This window comes from Runella sp. CRIBMP, assembly GCF_009905605.1.
In the GTDB taxonomy this organism is placed as follows: domain Bacteria; phylum Bacteroidota; class Bacteroidia; order Cytophagales; family Spirosomataceae; genus Runella.
In genome coordinates this window covers 1-21160 of record NZ_JAAAKZ010000003.1, presented here as the reverse complement: position 1 = coordinate 21160, position 21160 = coordinate 1, and the positions used below count along the sequence as shown (strand labels likewise).

The 21160-nt window shown below is 42.9% G+C and carries 19 protein-coding genes, 1 tRNA gene and 1 rRNA gene; 8 read left to right on the top strand and 13 right to left on the bottom strand.

Features of this window, described 5'->3' with window-relative positions:
- Positions 1-6: 6 nt before the first annotated feature.
- Positions 7-1104 (top strand): Gfo/Idh/MocA family protein, encoded by a 1098-nt coding sequence (locus tag GVN20_RS10070; RefSeq protein WP_166558210.1) that lies wholly within the window; start codon positions 7-9, stop codon positions 1102-1104.
- Positions 1105-1162: 58 nt separating this feature from the next.
- Here GVN20_RS10070 and GVN20_RS10065 read toward each other — a convergent pair.
- Positions 1163-1235: transfer RNA gene (locus GVN20_RS10065), tRNA-Met, on the bottom strand.
- A gap of 125 nt (positions 1236-1360) precedes the next feature.
- Between GVN20_RS10065 and era the strand changes: the two genes are divergently transcribed.
- The gene (gene era, locus GVN20_RS10060; protein ID WP_166558209.1) at positions 1361-2287 is read left to right on the top strand and encodes a GTPase Era; all 927 of its coding nucleotides are present in this window, start codon (positions 1361-1363) and stop codon (positions 2285-2287) included.
- Positions 2288-2581: 294 nt separating this feature from the next.
- On the top strand, positions 2582-3889 hold the full coding sequence (der, locus tag GVN20_RS10055) for a ribosome biogenesis GTPase Der (RefSeq protein ID WP_114068183.1): 1308 nt from the start codon (positions 2582-2584) through the stop codon (positions 3887-3889).
- Positions 3890-3948: 59 nt separating this feature from the next.
- On the opposite strand, the gene GVN20_RS10050 is transcribed toward der, so the two are convergent.
- From GVN20_RS10050 to ubiE, 5 genes are all read right to left on the bottom strand, one after another.
- On the bottom strand, positions 3949-6099 hold the full coding sequence (locus GVN20_RS10050) for a S46 family peptidase (RefSeq protein ID WP_166558208.1): 2151 nt from the start codon (positions 6097-6099) through the stop codon (positions 3949-3951).
- A gap of 44 nt (positions 6100-6143) precedes the next feature.
- Positions 6144-7349: a chromate efflux transporter gene (gene chrA, locus GVN20_RS10045; protein ID WP_166558207.1), complete on the bottom strand. Its 1206-nt coding sequence runs from the start codon at positions 7347-7349 to the stop codon at positions 6144-6146.
- Between the two features lie 89 nt (positions 7350-7438).
- Positions 7439-8398 (bottom strand): isopenicillin N synthase family oxygenase, encoded by a 960-nt coding sequence (locus GVN20_RS10040; protein WP_166558206.1) that lies wholly within the window; start codon positions 8396-8398, stop codon positions 7439-7441.
- Between the two features lie 153 nt (positions 8399-8551).
- Positions 8552-9286 (bottom strand): porin family protein, encoded by a 735-nt coding sequence (locus GVN20_RS10035; RefSeq protein ID WP_166558205.1) that lies wholly within the window; start codon positions 9284-9286, stop codon positions 8552-8554.
- Positions 9235-9957, bottom strand: coding sequence for a bifunctional demethylmenaquinone methyltransferase/2-methoxy-6-polyprenyl-1,4-benzoquinol methylase UbiE (gene ubiE, locus GVN20_RS10030; protein WP_166558204.1), 723 nt, complete (start codon positions 9955-9957; stop codon positions 9235-9237). The genes GVN20_RS10035 and ubiE overlap by 52 nt, the downstream gene beginning before the upstream one ends.
- 203 nt (positions 9958-10160) lie before the next feature.
- On the opposite strand from ubiE, the gene GVN20_RS10025 reads away from it, so the two are divergent.
- Entirely contained in the window at positions 10161-10493 is a 333-nt protein-coding gene (locus tag GVN20_RS10025) for a phage holin family protein (protein WP_166558203.1), read from the top strand.
- On the opposite strand, the gene GVN20_RS10020 is transcribed toward GVN20_RS10025, so the two are convergent.
- From GVN20_RS10020 to GVN20_RS09990, 7 genes are all read right to left on the bottom strand, one after another.
- Positions 10480-11082 (bottom strand): acetyltransferase, encoded by a 603-nt coding sequence (locus GVN20_RS10020; RefSeq protein ID WP_166558202.1) that lies wholly within the window; start codon positions 11080-11082, stop codon positions 10480-10482. The two genes, GVN20_RS10025 and GVN20_RS10020, sit on opposite strands and share 14 nt — an antisense overlap.
- A gap of 4 nt (positions 11083-11086) precedes the next feature.
- Positions 11087-11695 (bottom strand): sugar transferase, encoded by a 609-nt coding sequence (locus GVN20_RS10015; protein ID WP_166558201.1) that lies wholly within the window; start codon positions 11693-11695, stop codon positions 11087-11089.
- Positions 11673-12869 carry a glycosyltransferase gene (locus GVN20_RS10010; protein WP_166558200.1) on the bottom strand — a complete coding sequence of 399 codons (1197 nt, stop codon included), beginning with the start codon at positions 12867-12869 and terminating at the stop codon, positions 11673-11675. The genes GVN20_RS10015 and GVN20_RS10010 overlap by 23 nt, the downstream gene beginning before the upstream one ends.
- Positions 12870-12922: 53 nt before the next feature.
- Positions 12923-13705, bottom strand: a complete 783-nt coding sequence (locus GVN20_RS10005) for a glycosyltransferase family 2 protein (RefSeq protein WP_166558199.1) — start codon at positions 13703-13705, stop codon at positions 12923-12925.
- On the bottom strand, positions 13605-14360 hold the full coding sequence (locus GVN20_RS10000; RefSeq protein ID WP_166558198.1) for a hypothetical protein: 756 nt from the start codon (positions 14358-14360) through the stop codon (positions 13605-13607). The genes GVN20_RS10005 and GVN20_RS10000 overlap by 101 nt, the downstream gene beginning before the upstream one ends.
- Positions 14361-14367: 7 nt before the next feature.
- On the bottom strand, positions 14368-15996 hold the full coding sequence (locus GVN20_RS09995; RefSeq protein ID WP_166558197.1) for an acyl-CoA carboxylase subunit beta: 1629 nt from the start codon (positions 15994-15996) through the stop codon (positions 14368-14370).
- A 180-nt stretch (positions 15997-16176) separates the two neighbouring features.
- A complete protein-coding gene (locus GVN20_RS09990) occupies positions 16177-16953 on the bottom strand; it encodes a 5'-methylthioadenosine/adenosylhomocysteine nucleosidase (protein WP_229599029.1) in 777 nt (258 codons plus the stop codon).
- A 163-nt stretch (positions 16954-17116) separates the two neighbouring features.
- Here GVN20_RS09990 and GVN20_RS09985 point away from each other — a divergent pair, with 163 nt between their 5' ends.
- From GVN20_RS09985 to GVN20_RS09970, 4 genes are all read left to right on the top strand, one after another.
- Positions 17117-19804, top strand: a complete 2688-nt coding sequence (locus GVN20_RS09985) for an MGH1-like glycoside hydrolase domain-containing protein (protein WP_166558195.1) — start codon at positions 17117-17119, stop codon at positions 19802-19804.
- Positions 19805-19833: 29 nt separating this feature from the next.
- Positions 19834-20178, top strand: a complete 345-nt coding sequence (locus tag GVN20_RS09980; RefSeq protein WP_114068168.1) for a carboxymuconolactone decarboxylase family protein — start codon at positions 19834-19836, stop codon at positions 20176-20178.
- A 48-nt stretch (positions 20179-20226) separates the two neighbouring features.
- Positions 20227-20583, top strand: coding sequence for a hypothetical protein (locus GVN20_RS09975; RefSeq protein WP_166558194.1), 357 nt, complete (start codon positions 20227-20229; stop codon positions 20581-20583).
- A 514-nt stretch (positions 20584-21097) separates the two neighbouring features.
- A 16S ribosomal RNA gene (locus GVN20_RS09970) occupies positions 21098-21160 on the top strand; the annotation flags it as partial.

The following is a 21160-nucleotide window of genomic DNA, read 5'->3' as shown; positions in this document are numbered from 1 at the left end:
TTGATTATGAACCTTTCGCTACGCTTTCTTTCCCTCATTTTAATTTTATGGGCATCGGCCGTTGCTGCCAAACCACTCAGGTTAGGTATTGCAGGCTTTACACATGACCATGTACACCAGATTTTACGGCGTCCTGCGCAGGGAGATGTTGAAATTGTGGGTGTGGCGGAGCCAAATAAGGAATTGGCGATGCGCTATCTAAAGCGCTATAAACTGCCCGAATCGCTTTGGTATGCATCACTCGAAGCCATGATTGCGGCCACTAAGCCTGAAGCTGTTTGTGCGTTCAACAGCATATATGAGCATAAACAAGTCGTTGATATTTGTGCGCCCAAAGGCATTCACGTCATGGTTGAAAAACCGTTGGCGGTCAACACGGCTCATGCCAAGGCGATGATTGCGTTGGCCCAAAAGCACAACATTCAATTACTGACCAACTTTGAAACAACTTGGTATTCAAGCCATCAGCAAGCGTACGATTTGATTCACACCCAAAATGCGATGGGGGATATTCGTAAAGTAGTAGTGCATGATGGGCACCGTGGGCCCAAAGAAATTGGCTGTTCGCAGGAATTTTTGAGTTGGTTGACCGACCCCGTTCAAAACGGTGGGGGAGCTATTATTGATTTTGGTTGCTACGGTGCCAACCTGATGACGTGGCTCATGAAAGGCGAACGCCCGCTGACAGTAACGGCCGTGACCCAACAAATAAAACCTGATGTGTATCCGAAAGTAGACGACGAAGCCACCATTATTTTGACTTACCCCCAAGCGCAGGCCATTATTCAAGCGTCGTGGAATTGGCCCTTTGATCGCAAGGACATGGAAATTTATGGGCAAAAGGGCTACGTAATATGTGATAAAACCCAACAAATGCGCGTCCGCCTCGGTGATGGCGTCAAACGGGATGCATCAGAAGAAAAGCGCGATATTCCTGCCCTTTCGGCTCCTTATGACGACCCATTCTCTTATTTTGCGGCCGTCGTAAAGGGAGATATTAAGCCCCAAAAAGACCTTTCTTCGTTGGAAATTAATCAAATAGTGGTCGAAATTTTAGAAGCAGCGGTACAATCTTCCAAAACGGGTAAGCCAGTGAAGTTGTAGGGAAAAACAATTTGGGTATAAAAAATAAAAAGTCGCTGAAATTCAGCGACTTTTTTCGTAGCGGGAACAGGACTCGAACCTGTGACCTCCGGGTTATGAGCCCGACGAGCTACCAACTGCTCTATCCCGCGATGTTGGGAGTGCAAAGGTAAGAGCTTTTATCGAAAAAACAACTATCTTTGTGAAAAAATATTTTATTGAATATTTTTCTTTGACCAAAACAAAGGAATAATAGCGCAGTAAAGACGGAATACGAATGGAGACTACAGAAAATATAGAAGTGTACAACAACCCCAATCACCGCGCAGGATTCGTGAGCATTGTGGGAAAACCCAACGTAGGAAAATCGACGTTGATGAATGTATTGGTGGGTGAGAAGATGTCAATTATCACTTCTAAAGCCCAAACAACACGTCACCGAATTATGGGGATTTTGAACGGTGTTCACGAAGGTGTTGATTTTCAGTTGGTTTACTCCGATACGCCAGGGATTATTAAACCTCAATACAAACTGCACGAATCGATGATGGATTTTGTGCAGGGCTCGCTTGAAGACGCCGACGTGGTACTTTTTGTGACTGATATTTTTGAGAAACACGACGACGAGGAGGTGCTCGAACGATTGGCCAAAACTGAAGGAGCAGTCATTTTGATCATCAACAAAACCGACCTTGCCACGGAGGAACAAGTCAATGAAAAAATCGCTTTTTGGAAAGAAAAACTTTTTACGGCGGCTATTATTCCCATTTCTGCGCTCAAACAGGAAGGAATAGATACCTTATTTACGGCCATCATGGAATGTTTGCCGGTTCATCCGCCGTATTTCCCCAAGGATGAGCTGACCGATAAACCCGAGCGTTTTTTTGCGGCTGAAATAATCCGGGAAAAAGTGTTCTTGAATTATAAAAAAGAAATTCCTTACAGTACCGAAATCATTGTGGAGGAATTTAAAGATAAAAAGGACATCCTTGTTATCAGGGCGGTGATTTTGGTAGAGCGCCAGAGCCAAAAAGGAATCATCATTGGCGATAAAGGAACCATGCTCAAAAAAATAGGTTCGGCCGCACGCGCAGATTTGGAACAGTTCTTTGGTAAAAAGGTGTTCTTAGAACAATACGTCAAAGTGGAGCCTGATTGGCGCAATAAAGTACAGAAATTGAAACAGTTTGGGTACGAAGGCTAAGTGTAATTAAGAATACGCCGCGTTTTTGTAAGGTAATTTCCTAATATTGGGCTGGCTCTCTAGTGTTTGAGGTATTTATATAGCCAATTTCTTCTGAAATTCCACTTAGTGTACGACAAGCAACGGAACAATGAAGGGACTTATCGTAAGAATTGGCGTAATAAATAACATTAAGTTTTTTTGAATTAGACAAAAATGTAGGCGAATAAAAAACACTCTTTGCCTATCAAACGATTAAGAGAGCGTATTAAGTAAAACGCTTCACTTTACACTCTCTCCTTTACACTTATTACAATGTCAAATATAGTAGCAATAGTAGGACGCCCCAATGTGGGTAAATCAACGCTTTTTAACCGTTTGATTAAAGAACGCCAGGCCATCATGGATGACCAAAGCGGCGTAACGCGTGACCGCCACTATGGTCATGCCTTTTGGACTGAGCAGTATTTTACCGTCATTGATACGGGTGGATACGTGGTAGGCTCGGAAGATGTATTTGAAGATGCAATCCGCGAGCAAGTCGAAATAGCCATGGAAGAGGCCACCGTGATTTTATTTATGGTAGACAGTATGTCTGGGCTGACCGATTTGGATAAAGATTTTGCCAATGTAGTCCGTAAATCTAAAAAACCCGTTTTTCTGGTTGCCAATAAAGCAGAAACGGTGGAACGCCAACACGCCACGGCGGAGTTTTATGAGTTGGGTTTGGGTGATCCTTATCCTGTTTCTTCGCAAACAGGCCACGGAACGGGCGATTTACTAGATGATGTGGTAAAACATTTCAAAACGGCAGGAATAGAAGATCCTGATGCAGGAATTCCGAAAATCTCTATCTTGGGACGACCCAATGTGGGAAAATCGTCGTTTTTGAATGTTTTGACGGGCAAAGAGCGCAGCATCGTAACGGACATTGCAGGCACTACGCGCGATGCTATCAATACCCACTACAAAGCTTTCGGAAAAGATTTTATTTTGGTCGATACCGCTGGTATCCGTCGTAAAGCCAAGGTTAAAGACGCCATTGAATTTTACTCTACGTTGCGTACCGTAAAAGCGATGGAAGAATCAGACGTAGTCATCGTAATGCTCGATGCAACCCGTGGCTTAGAAGCCCAAGATATGCACATCATCGGGATGGCGCACAAGGCCAAAAAGGGCATTCTGATTATGATTAACAAATGGGATTTGGTCGAAAAAGACTCAAAAACGGTCGATAAACTCCGAAAAGAAATGCTCGAACGTTTAGCACCGATGGATTATATGCCCATTATCTTTGCTTCCGTGGTTGAAAAACAGCGGATTTTCCAAGTAATGGAAAAGGCAATGGAAGTGTACGAAAATAAGACGAAGAAGATTACAACTTCTAGGTTGAACGAAGTAATGCAGGCCGAAATTGAGAAATATCCGCCGCCTGCGCACCGTGGTAAGCACATCAAAATCAAGTACATGATTCAGTTGCCGACACCGTCGCCGACCTTCGTGATGTTTTGTAATTATCCCAAACATATCAAAGAGCCGTATGTGCGGTATTTGGAAAACCGGATGCGTGATAACTTCGGTTTTGAAGGGGCACCGATTACCATTTTCTTCCGCGAGAAATAATAAACAGTTTACAGTAGGCAGTTTTTGAATACTGCCTACTGTAAACTGCCTACTGAATACTACTTCACTATTTTTAATTCTTTTACTAAGTCGGAGCCACCGAGTTTTTCGATGCACCAGAGTACATAGCGAATGTCTACGTTGATGCAGCGTTTGTATTTTTTATCGAATACAATATCGCCCGACATTGCTTCCCAGTTGCCGTCAAACGCCAAACCAATCAATTCGCCTTTGGCATTCAGTACAGGGCTTCCTGAGTTTCCTCCCGTAATATCGTTGTTGGTAATAAACCCTACAGGTACTTCTCCCTGTGCGTCGGCGTATTGGCCGAAATCTTTATTTTTATACAATTCCAAAAAGTTTTTGGGTAGGTCAAACTCGTAATCGTTGGGTTTGTATTTTTCAATTACGCCCGTAATGTTTGTTTTGTAATTGTAATGTACGCCATCGCGCGGGTCATAATCCTGCACATTTCCGTAGCTGACGCGCAGCGTGCTGTTGGCATCTGGGTATTGAACCAAAGAAGGATCCATTTCCGTTAATCCTTTAATATAAATACGCGAAAGTTTTTTGTCAGTTTCCTGAAAATCAGCGTTATACTTTGCATATTTAGTGAGGTAATTTTTGCGAAAATCGCTGAAGTATTTCAACGCCCAGTCGTTGGCAAGGACCTCAGCGGAGGGGTTTTCTACAAATTTAGCAAAACGGTCCTTGTTGGTTACAACGCTGGTTAAATACATTTCTTGCGCAAACTTCTTGAATGATTCCTCGGGTGTTCCTGCCGAAAACTTTGTCAAAATCTCCTGAATAATGGCGGGATGCTGTTCTTTGGGAATGTCGTTATAAAACGCCAATAACGTTTGAGCTACAATTTTTTGGTCTGAAGGCAAATTAAATGATTTAAAAAACTCATCCGCCGAGCCTTTCATGCGTTCAGCCATTGCCTTAGCTCTTACTGGGTCTTTGAGTTGTTCTTCGGCCATGACCAACGGCAGTACTAGATTGACGATATTGGCGCCGATGATGCCTTGATTAAGGTAGGTGGAGTGAGTAGCATAAGGCTCATAAGCAGCGTATGCTTTCTGCCATTCCTCAAAAATCCCTTCATACTCGGGTTTTCCTTTGGCCCAAGCGTTAAATTTGGTCTCCATAGCTACCTTTTGATCATACACTTTGAGGCGTTGAAGCTGTTGGGTTTGACCGATAAAATATTTCCAGTAGTTGGCAATGTTGGCGTACTCTGACGAAAGGGCCAGTTTGGTAGCCACATCCTTGTCCATTTCCTCTTTCCAGGCCTTTAGGCGAATGTCCCGATTTTTAACAATACCTGGGTTTACCTTTTCAATTGCTAGTTTGATACCCATTGATGTTTCGTATCGATTGGTGCGGCCTGGAAAACCAAAAACCATGGTAAAATCTCCTGGCTTGATTCCTTTGAGCGACACTGGTAGAAATTTCTTAGGTTTATAGGGTACATTTTCCTGCGAGTAGTCCGCGCCTTTGTTGTCTTTGTTGGCATAAATACGAAACACTGAGAAATCGCCCGTATGCCGTGGCCATTCCCAGTTGTCGGTGTCGCCGCCGTATTTACCAATACTCTGGGGAGGGGTACCTACGAGGCGAATGTCTGAGAATTTCTCAAAAACAAACAAATAATAGGCATTTCCTTTGGCAAACTCACGTACAGAGGCGTTGAAAGTTGTTCCGTCGGTAGCTTTTTTTGAAAGCTCATTGCCCAACTGATTGACTTTTGCGGTTCTGTCTTTTTCGCTGAGTCCTTTGAGTTCGGGCAAAATCTTATCTGTCACATCTTCCATTCTGACCAAAATGTCAATAAATAATCCTTCTACGGGGCGTTCTTCAGCGTTAGACTTGGCCCAGAAACCATTGTCTAAGATATTGTCGGCGGGGGTAGAAAGCGTGGCAATGGCATCATACCCGCAGTGGTGGTTGGTAAATAAAAGCCCCTTGTCTGAGACAATTTCTCCCGTACAAAAACCGCCTCCCATGCGTACAATGGCGTCTTTAAGACTGGCATTGTTGATATCGTAGATGTCTTTGGTCGTTAGTTTGAAGCCCTGTTTTTTCATCTGGGCTTCGTTTTTGCCAATCAAAGAAGGTAGCCACATCCCTTCGTCGGTTGGGTCGTTGGCATAAGACACACTTACCCCCAAAACAAAAGATAAGAGTGTGATTTTTAGTCTGTTCATAGAAAAATTTGGAATGATTGAAAAAGAAAAGATATACGGTAAAATTAATGAAAAAGGATTCCCAACAAGATGCCTCCCAGTACAATCACGTAAGGAGGGGTTTTGGTATATTGGAGTATACCGAGTGTTCCGATGATGGTAATGATAGCCGTGGTATTGGTAGCAGTAGGGATAAACATCCTGATTACTGCGGCTGCGGTAAGACCTACACTTGCGGCATTTATTCCCTCTAGCGAGGCGCGTACTCCACGGTATTTTTTTAAGCTGTTCCAGAAACGATAAACAAAGAATATTAAAAATGTTCCTGGTAAAAAAATTCCCGTTGTAGCTGCTAAACTTCCCCAAAGTTGACTTCCTAGCCCGCCTTCGGAGCGCATGGATAAAGCTCCGATGTAGGATGCAATCGAAAAAACAGGTCCTGGAATCACTTGAGCCAGCGCCATACCGCTCAAAAACTCTTGTCGGGTCAGGTATTGTTTAAATTCAACAAACTCGGTGTAAAGCATCGGATTCAGTACCTGCCCCCCTCCAAAAACGAGGCTACCGTTGCGGTAAAAATTTTCAAAAAGACGAACAGGCAGCGACTGGGTAATTGCTCCAAGGGCTGCCGCAAAAACCAACACACTAAGCCATAGAATGAAATTGGCCCACTGAATGTGAATGGGGTTTTTGTCCATTTTTTCGTGTTTGCGAAACCCCAAAGAAGTAACAAACCCACCCAAAACAATCACAATGGGGGTCATGTAAGGAGACGGGAACAAATAAGCGATAACCGCAGCCGTAATCAAAATGAACCAATGCGTGTTTTTGTGAATAACCTTGGTGCCAATCGTATATCCACCATACGCCAAAAAACCAATCGCCATCGGTTCCACAAAACGCATGAAAGTGAGCGAAATCTGATTTTGTTGGAGGTAATAAATCCCAAGTGCGGCGAGTGTCATCACTAGTACTGCGGGCAATGACCAAACCAAAACCGTAGCGTAGGCCAGATTAGGCCCGCCTAATTTAAAACCTAAAGCGGTAATTGTTTGGGTAGAGGTTGGGCCGGGCAGTATTTGGCAAAGGGCCTGTAACTCAAGCAATTCTTCCTCGGTAAGGTAGCGGCGTTTTTGCACAAACCGTTCCAAAAACATTACTAAATGTACTTGTGGTCCTCCAAAGCAGGTTAACGCTAAAATCAGCACATCTTTCAAAAAGATGAGGTGTCGAATCCGCTTAACGGGCGGGTGAAGGAGTGATTCTGACACGCTGAAGAAGGAATTTTAGGGGTTAACAAAAAAATCTGTCGGGTAGTTTTCGGCCTGTTCGAAAACTACCCGACTGGAGAAAAAGCAATTTATGCTTTTTTTAGACCCAATTCAATGAGGCGCTCATTGAGAAATTCTCCCGCCGTCATGTCGACGTAGAGTTTTGGATAATTGGCATCGACACAACTCTCCAGACACGTCAAATTCATATCGCCTCGAGGGTGCATAAAAAACGGAATAGAATACCGCGAAGTATTCATTTTCTCTCGGGGGGGATTGACAACGCGGTGAATCGTGGATTTGAGATTATGATTGGTCAATCGGTCGAGCATATCACCTACGTTGACCACAATTTGATCAGGTAATGCCGTAATAGCAATCCACTTGCCGTCGCGGCGCAGTACTTCAAGCCCTTCGGCACTGGCCCCCATGAGTAGGGTAATAAGGTTGATGTCTCCATGCGCCGCTGCCCGAACAGCCCCGTCGGGTACTGTTGCGGGGTCGAGGGGAAAATAATGCAGCGCCCGCAAAATGCTGTCGCCGTTGCGGACTTTATCTTCAAAATAATTTTCATCCAGCCCCAAATATACGGCGATGGCCCGCAGGAGGGTTTTGCCAGTGTTCTCAAAAGTTTCGTATACTTTGAGCGTGTATTCTTTAAACTCGGGGACTTCTTCGGGAAAAATATTGTGTGGCATTTCGCCTTCTGGAGCAGGCTGTCCTACGTGGTAAAACTCCTTTAAATCGGCTACTTTAAAGCCTTTGGCGGTCTCTTTTCCTTTGCCGATGTAGCCGCGCTGGCCAGACAACTCAGGAAATTCGTATTTTTTCTTTACGTCGTCGGGTTGTTTAAAAAATTGTTGTACTGAATCATATAGCTTCAGGCGAAGGTCTTCAGAGAGGCCGTGGTTTTTGATGCAAACAAAACCGATATTGTTAAAAGCTGTGCCTAAATCTTGGACAAATTGGGATTTGCGGGCGGGGTCTCCACTGGTAAAATCGGAAATATCTAATGACGGAATTTCGTCTAGAAGTGCAGTTTCTGACATGATTTGGAAAGTTGGTAGTGAACAATTCTACGCGATTATTATCCTTGTTTTTATCATCTAAATAAATTAATGATTTGATAAAGAAGTACTTAATAAGTGACGTACAGTAAGCGGGGATAAACGCTTACTGCAAAGTTTAGAAAAACAATCGGTTTATTCAAACATCAAATACAACGTAACGGTATGCGACGTAAGCCGGCGGATGCTAGCTGTAGAGTTTGGGTCGTTTGTACGGTATAAATTTACGATTCCGTGAGAAAATCGTAGTTCAGGAGAAAACTTGGTATATGCCAAAAACTGCTCAAATCCAAATCCATAATCAATGGTCAAGTCAGCACTTTTGGCATTTAGACGGTCAGAGCCAGGTAATTGACGTTTGCGAACATTGGTTTCAAACCCAAACGTGGCCCCCGCCAACATATACATGCGTGAGTTCATCCGCCGTTGCGATTTGTATTTAAACAAAAGGGGGATTTCTATCCACGTGGCTTCACGTAGTTCACGGCGTTTTTTGCCGCTGCCGTACTCATATTCTACGGCCCGGTTGTAGAGCGATACAGAGGGCGTGGTGCGAATGTCCCAGTGGTCGTTGAGATACCCATTCATGACAAAACCAAAACGAAATCCAACGGTGACTGGTGCCGTAATGCGGTTTGTGGTGTCTTGTGTTAAGAATGAATCGTCATGGACAAGGCGAAAGCGTGTAACGGGCAATGCAAACAAAAAACCATAATGGATTGGCTTGTCGTCATAAAACTCCTGATGCTTTCGGAAATAGCCTACGGTTTGTGCATCGGCAGTATTAAGCAGGCCGCAGCCTATCAATAATCCGAGTATTATTTTTTTCCAATGTAAATCGAACAAATTCCAAACGTGAGTGGTATGCATTTTGTGTTTTTGAAGCCCGCCTGTTCGTAAATTTTCAAAAAGTCGTTTCCGTCTGGAAACGCCTGCACCGATTCGGGAAGATAGGTATATGCCGCAGAATCTTTGGAGACCATTCGTCCTACAATCGGTAAAATGTAACGAAAGTAAAAGTTGTATAATTGTTTGAACGGGAAAGTTTTCGGTTTTGAAAATTCCAAAATCACGCAAGTGCCCCCTGGTTTCATCACCCGACACATGTCAGTGAGGCCGTGAAGTAGATTTTCAAAATTTCGAACACCAAACGACGCAATTACTGCATCAAAAGAATTACTTTCCAAAGGCAAATTGGCCGAGTCTCCCGTACGGAGATCAATGACATTTTCCATGCCAAGTTTTTTGATTTTCTCCCGCCCCACTGCAAGCATACCTTCCGAAATATCAATACCGACAATCTTTTTGGGTTTGAGGGCTAGAGCTTCAATGGCAAAGTCGCCAGTGCCAGTAGCAATATCCAAAATCGTTTGTGGGTTTTCTTTTTTCAGAAGTTTGATGGCACGTTTGCGCCAATAAATATCAATGCCCGCGCTGAGGAGGTGATTCAAAAAGTCATATTTGGGCGAAACATTGTCAAACATCTCCGCTATCTGTTCGCGTTTGCTTGAATCTTTATCTTTGTATGGTACAACAGTCATAATAGTTTGAAGTCAAAATAAGAGAGAAAGCGATAGAAACACTCCTTTGCAGTTCTGAAACTGGCTCTTTTCAGAGCGACAAAGTTACGAACCACAAATGGGAAACGCTTTGTAAGACTCAATAGTTTTATGTAAAATTGTTATCAGACAGAACTTGTCTGCGTCGGATAACAAAAAAATATACATCATCAATTCAAAAACCAATGTTTGAAAAAATAGAAGAGGTCCGGAATTACCTTTTTAAATACCTAGAAACGCGCTTGGATTTGATAAAAACAGAAACACAGGAGCGTCTTGAAAACATTGTTATCCAGCTTATTTATTTAATAGTGCTGTTGTTATTGGCAGCCCTAACGGGAATTTTCCTGTTTATAATGTTAGCGCTTGGGATTAACGAATGGCTCAATAGTCGCTATGTAGGTTTTTTAATTGTCTTCGGATTATTGGCGGCAAGTACCGCTATTTGGGCGAGGGCGGGGCGACAAGTACAACAAGCGGTGCGACAATTATTGTTTCGGGTGTTTAATCATAAGTAATTTTAAGGACCCGCGCTGGATTTCCCCGTACAATGGCATAGTCAGGAATGTGTTTCGTAATAACACTCCCTGCCGCAATCAGGCAGTTTTTTCCAATCGTGATGTTGGGTGTCACAATGGTTCCGGCACCAATGAGCGTTCCCTCGCCCACCCGTACATTTCCGCAGAGTGTTGCATTTGGGGCAACATGTACAAAATCACCTAAGATACAATCATGATCTACCGACGATGAAGTGTTGATAATGACGTGTTTGCCAATACTTACATCGGCTTGTACCACCACGTTATGAAATATGACGGAACCTGCACTTATCTTTACCGACTCGTCGATAATGGCCGAAGGATGGGTTACTTTCCCGAATGGATGCTGGATAAAACTGGCTATTTTGCGGCGGATTTGATTGTTGCCGATGGCAATAATGAGTAAACTTTCATTATCAAAATCGGGGTTGTACTTGCCAATAACGGGAATCGACCATAAATCTTTTTTTTGTAAATCATCATCAAAAATTCCAGAAATAGGAACTCTGTTTGCTCGTAAGCAACTGATAATGACTTTGGCATGGCCACTTGCGCCGTATAAAAGCATGTTATTAGTTGTTTCCTTTAAATTTCTCCATTGTAACCGACGTCTCCGAACTGATGCCTTCGCGTTTGAAAACTTTTATCAGCGTAAGCCAAAGTATCTTAATGTCAAGGCCCAAAGATATGTGTTCTGCATACCAAATATCGTACTCGAACTTTTGAGACCACGAAATAGTATTGCGTCCGTTGATTTGCGCCCAGCCCGTGATACCTGGTTTTACTTCATGCCTGCGTTGCTGACGTTGACTATAAAGAGGCAAGTATTCGGGCAGTAGAGGCCTTGGCCCAACCAGTGACATATCTCCTTTCAAAACGTTGATTAACTGCGGTAATTCATCCAAAGATGTTTGGCGTACAAACCGTCCCACGGGCGTTAAGCGGGCACTATCAGGCAATAACTCTCCATTGGCTGCCCGGCGGTCGTTCATGGTTTTGAATTTTATAATTTTAAAAATTTTACCGTTTTGCCCAGGACGTAATTGAAAGAAAAAAGGTTTCCCTTGATTGTAAAAATATAATAATGAGGTGACTACCAACGTAATGGGAAGGGTCAGTAGAAGAATAAAAAAGGCGGAAATTTTATCAATGACCGGTTTAAGAAATCGTTGATAGCTCATTTTGCAAAATTACAGATTCGTACGCGGCCACCAAGCTTTGGTATAACTGTAATTTTGCTTCCCATACATCAACAGGGCAAAAATGTTGAACAATCCAGGCGCGGGCGGCCAATCCGTGTGATTCCACAATCGGTTTATTATCAAGATAATACAGAATTTTATGCATTAGGTCGTCTGCCGAACGAGCTGGACAAAAAAGACCCGTATGATTCTTCAGAATCGTATCTTTCAACCCCGTCACATACGAAACAATAGATGGTTTTTTCATGGCAGCCGCCTCTAAGACTACATTCCCAAGGCCTTCGCGATGGCTGGGAAGTACCATAAAATCCATCAATGCATAATGTGATGCCATATTCTTAACTTCCCCCGTACAAACAATGGTTGGATCAGTGGCCAATTTCTCCAACCATTGTTTGGAAAGCGGGACCCGTTCATCCACGCTGCCTATGACCAATAACATCGCCTTTGGAAACCGTTGTTTGACTTTTTGCCAAGCTTCATACAATTCTATAACACCTTTGTCTTTGGTCAAACGCCCCACAAAACCCACAACGGCCTGATTGGGAGCAATCCCGTATTTTGTTTTAAGGGCTTCAACTTCCTGATTGTTAGTGAATGAAGGGTTGAATTTGAGCATGGCATCAATACCATTGCAGCTCCCATTGTGCATAACCGATATTTTTGAAGGGGCTACCAGACCTTTTGTAATGACCAATTTTCTTAACGAAGGACTAACGGCTATGACGTGAGTGGCGAGTTGACAGCATATTTTTTCGGTTAAAAAGTAAACGATTTTCATTCCCCATCCCGCTGTTTCGAGGGGTAAGCCGTGCATTTCGTAAATGCGGATTGGGATATTTGTCGCTTTGGCCGTAATCATGGTCAACAAAGCCACTTTGGGGGTGTTTCCGTGGACAATAAGAGGTCTTATTTTTTGAAAAAAACGCTTTAACTGAAAAAAACTCTTTACGTCATCCATGCTTAGATGCTTGGTTCGGCAGAATGAAATACAAGAAGTTTGGACGTTATTTTGCTGGCCAAATTTGCCCAATTCTTCACACCCATTGGTTAAGACATGAATTTTGTAGCCATTTTGTGTCCAAAAATGCGTTTGCCCTTCTAAAAATAAAAGCGACATTGGCACGGCGAAGGTCTGTACAATACGAATCATCCCTACCGGTAGTAATTTAGGTCTACTCTTTAGACGCTATTGTCTTCGGTATGTCAACATCTTCTTATAAAAAAATCACGAAAAAATTTAATAAAAACAAAAAATAAGCTAATTGTATACCAAATAGGTACCCCCTTTTGTATATAAAAACGATGCATCATCAAAGCGGATCCCCAACGGGAAAAAAGGGATTTGCGAAAGGAGTAAATGAAAGTATAGTCTAATAAAATTTCGGGCAAATTGGCGTAAGTGCTGCCTTCATGCGCACGGAGCAGAAGATCTTGGTCCTCGTTTTTTAGAATGTCTCGGTATTTCCATTGTTGAAACCACGCCGTTTTGCCACACCAAGTGGGATGGGCAACTGAAATACTTTTGAGCCAAGGTCTTGCGGTAATTTGAGCATGGTAGCTCGGGAAAACACGAGTGCCTATGTCTTGACCTTCACGGTTGAGGAGACGAATATGAGTCCCTACCAGATCAACGCTAGGGTGCGTTTCCAGAAATTCCACTTGTTTTGAAAGGCGCTCAGGATAAGAAAAATCATCCGAGTCCATTCGAGCAATGTATTTTCCAGTGGCTAGGGTAACTGCCTGATTCAGTCTCGCGGCAATACCCTTATGTTGGCCCTCAGCCAATACTTGAATCCTAATGTCACAAAAGCGGTTTGCTACCTCAATGGTTTCATCAGTAGAGCCGTCGTCCAGTACAAGAAGCTGCCAATTGTGATAGGTTTGATTAAGAATTGAACTGACTGCTCGTTCCAGTGTTTTTGCGCCGTTGTATACGGGCATTATGATGGTGACTTTTGGAGTATTGGCGGCAGATTTTTTTGTCATAGTCTCTGAAGGCCCTGAAAATCAATTGTATAATAGTGTTAGCCTTTTCAAACTCCTTTTTTTGAGGATATGCGTGTGAATAAGTAGCAGGACAGTGATAGGCGTATTTATGAAAAGTATTTTTGCAAAATATTTCAAAATAATAGCTTGTCCCATCTAAAACAATCATTTGTTTTCCTCGGCTTCTTCTGCCTACTACTCGAATGGAATCATTGATGATTTCTACGCGGGTAGTATCTCTAAACTGACGCATTTTTTGACCCTCTTCTTTAAAAACGTCCCTTACAATTTCTGTACCATTAGGTAACGTTAAAACATCATGGGCTGTTAGGCTACTCCACAATGATGTGTCTTTTATAGAGGCCTTAAACGTAACTATATGTTTTAGATACTGCGTTTTTTGGGAATAAAAAAAGTATTGCTTGAGCGTAAGCCGATTCTTTTTCTGATGAATAACGTACAATTCCTGCGCATCGCCGTAAGCTAGAGCGGTTTTCACCCATAGCCGAATCTCATACTCTTCGTTGCGGGGCTTGGGATGTTTTATGTCAATTTTTTGGGTTAAGTCAGCAAAATACAACAAAGAGTCATTTGTTGAGGCAAACGAGTTGCCCCAACTGAATAAAAGCACAGTAAGAAAGGAGAAAATTTTCATCTTTCAATTAGGTCTGAATGACGCCTACACTGAATGATTTGGAAATCGGCGCGTGATTGGCGGCTTCAATTCCCGTGGCAATAATATGGCGGGTTTCCAGAGGATGAATGATGCCGTCGGTCCAGAGGTGAGAAGCAGCGTAATAAGGGGAAAGTTGCGTAGTATAGCGATCTGTGATTTCGGTCAACAGCTCGTTTTCGGCTTCGTGCGTGATGGTTTGGCCTTTGGCTTTGAGCGTTGCCACCTGAATTTGTAATAAAGTTTTGGCAGCTGATGCCCCGCTCATCACGGCCAATTGCGACGTAGGCCACGCAAAAATCAACCGAGGGTCGTAGGCTTTTCCGCACATGGCGTAGTTGCCAGCACCATAAGAGTTACCGATAATAAACGTAAATTTGGGTACAATCGAGTTGGCGACAGCGTTTACCATTTTGGCGCCATCTTTGATAATTCCGCCTTGTTCGGACCGACTGCCCACCATAAAACCAGTGACATCATGCAGAAAAACGAGCGGAATTTTTTTCTGATTGCAGGTCATGATAAACCGAGCGGCTTTGTCGGCTGAATCTGAATAAATGACGCCGCCCATTTGCATTTCGTTGGCTGTGCCGCTTCCTTTTTTTGCTTTCACAATTTTGCGCTGATTGGCCACGATGCCCACCGCCCAACCTTCTACGCGGGCGTATCCGCAGAGAATTGTTTGCCCGTAGAGCTTTTTATATTCCTCAAATTCTGAATTATCCACAATCCGTTCAATGATTTCCCGCATATCATACGGCTTATTGCGGTCGGAGGGCAGAATGTCAAAAATTTCATCGGGATTTTTGACTGGTGGAGTAGGCGCAATACGGTCAAAACCAGCGGTTTCGTTGTGGCCTACTTTATCAAAAATACGTTTGATAGCATCCAAACAAGATGGGTCGTCAGGGTATTTATTGTCGGTCACACCCGAGATTTCACAATGCGTAGATGCTCCACCTAAAGTTTCGGCATCGACCTCTTCGCCGATGGAGGCTTTGACCAAGTACGGCCCTGCCAAAAAGATGGAGCCTGTTCCTTCCACAATCAGGGCTTCGTCAGACATAATAGGTAAGTAAGCTCCCCCCGCTACGCAGCTTCCCATGATGGCCGCTACCTGCAAAATGCCCATGGACGATATGATGGCATTATTGCGAAAAACACGCCCAAAATGCTCTTTATCAGCAAAAACATCGGCTTGAAGTGGAAGGTAAATGCCCGCGCTGTCGACCAAATAAATGATTGGTAAACGGTTTTCAATGGCAATTTCCTGCGCCCGCAGGTTTTTCTTGGCCGTTATCGGAAACCAAGCTCCCGCTTTGACGGTAGCGTCATTGGCGACAATCACACACTGCCGACCCGATACTTTGCCAATTCCAATCACAACCCCGCCCGACGGGCAGCCGCCTTCTTCGGCATACATGCCATCGCCGACAAAAGCACCGATTTCTACAAAATCATTTTCATTGTCCAATAAATACGCAATGCGTTCGCGGGCGGTTAGTTTTCCTTTTGCTTTGTGTTTTTCAATGTTTTTTTGTCCACCGCCAAGTTTGACTTGTTCATATCGTTTTTGGAGTTGGTCCAGCAGTTGTTGATGAAATTCACGATTTGTCATAATTGATGAAGGTTTTGCGCTTGATAGACGCTCATTATTGGGAATACAGTATGTAACGCTAAAGACACACTTGAAATATGCATTGTTTTAAAAAAAAGATACAACATTTTATCTTTCTTTTAAAGATAAACAGCCCCTTTTTAGGTAAGGTTGAACGGCAAATTAAGCGCAAAAAGTTTACTAATTAGGCAGTTTAGATAACATATTGAGTAAAAGATGGGCCGAATTAAAAGATGCCGTTTTTTTGAAGCTGTCAATACTTTCCCGTGCTTTGCTGTCGGCTTTATCGCTCATGCTTCTGATGACCAAACAAGGCACTTGCTGTTGCCAACATAACTGGGCCACGGCAGCACCTTCCATTTCGGTGGCATCGGCATTAAATTGTTTACGGAGGTCATTGACTTTTGTTTCTGATGTAACAAACAAATCGCCCGTGACGATGGTCCCTGTTATGATATAAGGAAGTTTGGCTTGACTGGCTAATTTTTGGAAATCTGTGGTTTTAGCGGCCGATTGCGCAGCAGCTAGCAACAAAGAATCGGCTTGAAAAAACAAAGGGTTTAGTTCACGATTGATGGGGTTGCGGGTTTTTCCAGTTTGGAGGCCCTCGTTGGTAAATTGCCCGAAATCGTATTGCAACGTTTGTTTCCCGATAACAATGTCGCCAGGATTTAAATCGGGATGAAGCCCTCCTGCAATGCCGGTGAATATAACGCGCGCTGGGTGAAATTTTTGGAGTAAAAAGGCGGCAGTCATGGTTGCATTGACTTTCCCGATTCCCGTTTTTACAATTACAACGCGGTGCTTCCCGATTTTACCATAGTAAAACGGTATTCCATGAACCATTTTTATCTTGGGTTTTTGTAACGAACTACGTAATAATTCGATTTCTTCATCCATGGCCCCCAACAGCGCGGTAACGGGTTTATGTGGATAAATTTGCGCAAAACCAGCCATAAAGGGGGTGAAAATCAGAAGAATTATTAACTTCTGGCGTAAAAAAGAATTAAATACCATAGCGATGAGGGTTAATAAATGCTTATTTGGTACAAATTTGCACAAAAACGTATTGGGTATTCACTATTTTTGTGGATTCCCAGTTAACCCATTTTAACTTACGATGAAAGATACTGCCGAAAGAAAACGTATTCATGCGCGGGCCGATAACAAAGGATGGAAGAAATGGGGTCCCTATTTGGCCGAACGCCAATGGGGAACCGTTCGCGAAGATTATAGCTACTGGGGAGACTCTTGGGGCTTTATTTCTCATGAGCTCTCTCGCTCTTATTCTTATCGTTGGGGTGAAGATGGCCTTGGGGGTATTTCCGATAATAAAGGCCATATCTGTTTGGCTTTTGGTTTTTGGAACCACCAAGACCCAATTATCAAAGAGCGTTTTTATGGCGTAACTGGTCCCGAAGGAAACCATGGCGAAGATGTAAAGGAATTGTACTACTACTTAGATAGTACCCCTACGCATTCTTACATGAAAATGCTATATAAATATCCACAGGTGGCGTTCCCTTACGCCAAACTCGCCGAGGAGAACCGTAAACGCAACCGCCTCCAGCCCGAATACGAGATTGTGGATACGGGTATTTTTAATGACAATCGCTACTTTGATATATATATTGAGTACGCCAAGGCCGACGAAAATGACATTCTCATCAAAATAACGGCCCATAACCGTTATACTGAAGACGCTCCACTGACCATTTTGCCGACCCTTTGGTTTAGAAATACGTGGTCATGGGGATATGATCAATTTAATTATAAACCTATATTAAATGGAATCGCCAATCGGCAAATAGAAGTAAATCACCGTTTACTGGGAAAATATAAGCTGTTTTTAGAAGGAGCGGATGAGTTGCTTTTTTGCGAGAATGAAACCAACAGTGAGCGTATTTTTGGAAAGCCCAATGCCAACCCGTATACAAAAGACGGAATCAACAATTATGTGGTTACTGGTAAAAAACACTATGTAAATCCTAATCAGATAGGTTCTAAAGCCGCTGGGCATTTTAAGAAAGTAGTTCCTGCGGGCGAAAGCGTTTCGATTCGTTTGCGTTTTTCTAATCAAACTAATCAGGCCAATGCTTTCAGTGATTTTGACGAAATATTTAAGCTACGTCAAGAGGAAGCCGATGAGTTTTATGATGACCTCCAGCAAAATGTAACCGACCCTGAATTGCGCACCATTCAGCGCCAAGCCTTTGCTGGGATGCTTTGGAATAAGCAGTTCTTCTATTATAACATCAATGAATGGCTCAAAGGTGACCCTAAAATGCCATTTGAGTTTAAAGGCCGCGCTTATCCTCGTAACCTTACATGGAAGCACATGTATACCGCGAACATCCTTTCGATGCCCGATAAGTGGGAATATCCGTGGTTTGCTGCGTGGGATTTGGCTTTCCATACCGTTACTCTCTCTCGTTTGGACCCTTATTTTGCCAAACGTCAATTGGCGGTAATTCTTCGGGAGTATTATATGCACCCCAACGGACAACTTCCTGCGTATGAATGGAATTTCTCGGATGTTAATCCACCCGTACATGCGTGGGCTACGTGGAAAGTATATGAAATTGACCGTGAATTAAATGGAATTGGGGATGTAGCCTTTCTAGAACGGATTTTCCATAAGCTGCTTCTTAATTTTACTTGGTGGGTAAACCGTAAGGATGCAGAAGGAAACAACATTTTTGCGGGAGGCTTTTTAGGCCTTGATAATATTGGAGTATTTGATAGAAGCGCCGAATTGCCAACAGGAGGGCACCTCGAACAGGCCGACGGTACTGGATGGATGGCAATGTATACCCTCAATATGCTCCGGATTGCCTGTGAGATTTCGTTGGTGCGCCCAGTGTATCAGGACATGGCTTCCAAATTCTTTGAGCACTTTTTGCACATTACAGCGGCAATGAAATCCCTTGGAGATCAAAAAATCAGCCTTTGGGACGAAGAAGACCAGTTTTATTACGATGTACTTCATACCCCCGACGGCAACAGTAAACTGTTGAAAGTACGCTCGATGGTGGGCTTGATTCCGCTTTTTGCCGTTGAAATTTTGGATGAAGAACTTCTCACCAAACTTCCCGATTTTAAACGTCGCGTTGAATGGGTGTTAAATAACCGCCCAGATTTGGCCTCGTTGATTTCGCGTTGGCACGAGCCTGGCAAAGGAGAGTCACATTTGTTGGCTTTACTGAGGGGGCACCGGATGAAAATGCTCCTAAAGCGCATGTTTGACGAAACAGAGTTCCTTTCGGCTTATGGAATTCGGGCATTATCCAAATACCATGATGAACATCCCTATGAATTTTTTGTCAACGGCGAAGTTCTTAGGGTAAAATATACCCCCGCAGAATCTGATAGCAGTATTTTTGGCGGCAACTCCAACTGGCGTGGACCGATTTGGTTCCCTCTCAATTTTCTCATCATTGACTCCCTATTGAAATTCTACAATTATTATGGTGATGATTATGAAATAGAATATCCTACCAATTCGGGGAATGTAATGACGGTAAAAGAAGCGGCGGTTTCACTCGCAGAGCGGCTTATTAGTATATTTCGTAGAGATAAGCTCGGAAATATTCCTGTATATACTGGAAATGAGTTGTTTCAAGAAGGTATCCACTTCAAAGATTTGTATCTGTTTTACGAATACTTCAACGGAGATACGGGTGCAGGCTTAGGGGCGGCCCATCAAACAGGTTGGACGGGCTTAGTGGCGGATTTAATAGAACACACATCTGTCCATAAAATCAAATATGGAAGTCTTCCCACTTCTGTCGAAACAACACCCGAATAAGTGAATTTTGTACCTTATATATATACAGTATGTCATTAGTAGAACAATTCAATGATTATCGGAGTCGGATGAACGACCGTATTATGGACTCCGATAATCTCGTCATTAAGAGAATATTCAATCTTGATACCAATTGCTACGCTCCTGGGCATCTCGATGAAGCTACAAAAGAGATGTTGGGGCTGGCGTGTTCAATGGTCCTCCGCTGTGATGATTGTGTGAAATACCATCTGGGCAAATGCAAAGAGCTTGGTGTAACAGAAGCGCAGATTCAAGAGGTATTTTCTATTGCAACACTTATCGGTGGTACAATTGTGATACCTCATCTCCGCCGTGCCGTAGAGTATTGGGATGCTTTATCCGAGAATCCCTAAATAAACGTTATTTTTTGACGCTCCTAGAGCAAATTAAACGCATAAGACATGACAAATGTGGATGAGCAGTTAGTCGAAGAGTGGGAAGAACTTCTCAATGTACTTGAAAAAGTGCTTGGAAAGAGACCTGCAGATTTAAACGGTGTACTGTTTTTGATTGGTGTACAAGAGTTAGGGAAAGGCCCCATCACGTTTACAAAAGAACAAAAGCAAGATTTAATGCATATAGCTATCTGCAAAGTATTGAGTCTTTCGGGTTTTTATGAGTTGGAAGGGCTAGATAAAGATGGATGGCCCCACTGGAAAGTAGTCGAAAAGCTACCTCATTTTAGTCTTATCTCTCAAGAAACGCTGTTAAAAATGCATGTAATTCGCTATTTTAGAGAAGAACTTGATTTTTTTTAAAACTGCATATCCCTCTTTTTCAGTCTATTGCAATAAAATAGAGTTTTTTTTAAAGAAAAACAGGTCTTAATTTTTGCGCTTGTTATAATTATTTGTACTTTTGCACTCCCAAACGGTGGGGGTGGTATTTGGAATCCGAATAAAATTTTGAAAGCGAAAATATTTTAGAATAAAATTTGGAGGATTGGAATTAAATTGAGACCTTTGCAACCCCAAACAGAGAGGGCGGGGAAAGAGAAGATAGAGAAGTTGTTCTGAGTAGGTTTTAGGGATTGAAAAAAAAACTTAAAATAATATTTGGAGAAGCGAATTTAAATTCGGACCTTTGCAACCCCAAACGATTAAGGGGGGAGGGAAAAAGAGGAGATTAAAATAGAGTAAGCTGGAAGCGATTCAGCTCAATGCTTGAGATTTAACAAGCGAAAGTTCTTTGACAGGTTGGTGAGAAAAAAAACGACAAATTGCGTAAACAGTACAATTAAATGACTTGTGAAAGTCAATTTCAATAGAATTTACGATGGAGAGTTTGATCCTGGCTCAGGATGAACGCTAGCGGCAGGCCTAATACATGCAAGGC

Excerpts from the sequence above, each read along its gene's own strand:
- GVN20_RS10070 (WP_166558210.1), top strand. The coding sequence starts at position 7 with ATGAACCTTTCGCTACGCTTTCTTTCCCTCATTTTAATTTTATGGGCA.
- era (WP_166558209.1), top strand. The coding sequence starts at position 1,361 with ATGGAGACTACAGAAAATATAGAAGTGTACAACAACCCCAATCACCGC.
- der (WP_114068183.1), top strand. The coding sequence starts at position 2,582 with ATGTCAAATATAGTAGCAATAGTAGGACGCCCCAATGTGGGTAAATCA.
- GVN20_RS10050 (WP_166558208.1), bottom strand. The coding sequence starts at position 6,099 with ATGAACAGACTAAAAATCACACTCTTATCTTTTGTTTTGGGGGTAAGT.
- GVN20_RS10040 (WP_166558206.1), bottom strand. The coding sequence starts at position 8,398 with ATGTCAGAAACTGCACTTCTAGACGAAATTCCGTCATTAGATATTTCC.
- GVN20_RS10035 (WP_166558205.1), bottom strand. The coding sequence starts at position 9,286 with ATGCATACCACTCACGTTTGGAATTTGTTCGATTTACATTGGAAAAAA.
- ubiE (WP_166558204.1), bottom strand. The coding sequence starts at position 9,957 with ATGACTGTTGTACCATACAAAGATAAAGATTCAAGCAAACGCGAACAG.
- GVN20_RS10025 (WP_166558203.1), top strand. The coding sequence starts at position 10,161 with ATGTTTGAAAAAATAGAAGAGGTCCGGAATTACCTTTTTAAATACCTA.
- GVN20_RS10020 (WP_166558202.1), bottom strand. The coding sequence starts at position 11,082 with ATGCTTTTATACGGCGCAAGTGGCCATGCCAAAGTCATTATCAGTTGC.
- GVN20_RS10015 (WP_166558201.1), bottom strand. The coding sequence starts at position 11,695 with ATGAGCTATCAACGATTTCTTAAACCGGTCATTGATAAAATTTCCGCC.
- GVN20_RS10010 (WP_166558200.1), bottom strand. The coding sequence starts at position 12,869 with ATGATTCGTATTGTACAGACCTTCGCCGTGCCAATGTCGCTTTTATTT.
- GVN20_RS10005 (WP_166558199.1), bottom strand. The coding sequence starts at position 13,705 with ATGACAAAAAAATCTGCCGCCAATACTCCAAAAGTCACCATCATAATG.
- GVN20_RS10000 (WP_166558198.1), bottom strand. The coding sequence starts at position 14,360 with ATGAAAATTTTCTCCTTTCTTACTGTGCTTTTATTCAGTTGGGGCAAC.
- GVN20_RS09995 (WP_166558197.1), bottom strand. The coding sequence starts at position 15,996 with ATGACAAATCGTGAATTTCATCAACAACTGCTGGACCAACTCCAAAAA.
- GVN20_RS09990 (WP_229599029.1), bottom strand. The coding sequence starts at position 16,953 with ATGGCTGGTTTTGCGCAAATTTATCCACATAAACCCGTTACCGCGCTG.
- GVN20_RS09985 (WP_166558195.1), top strand. The coding sequence starts at position 17,117 with ATGAAAGATACTGCCGAAAGAAAACGTATTCATGCGCGGGCCGATAAC.
- GVN20_RS09980 (WP_114068168.1), top strand. The coding sequence starts at position 19,834 with ATGTCATTAGTAGAACAATTCAATGATTATCGGAGTCGGATGAACGAC.
- GVN20_RS09975 (WP_166558194.1), top strand. The coding sequence starts at position 20,227 with ATGACAAATGTGGATGAGCAGTTAGTCGAAGAGTGGGAAGAACTTCTC.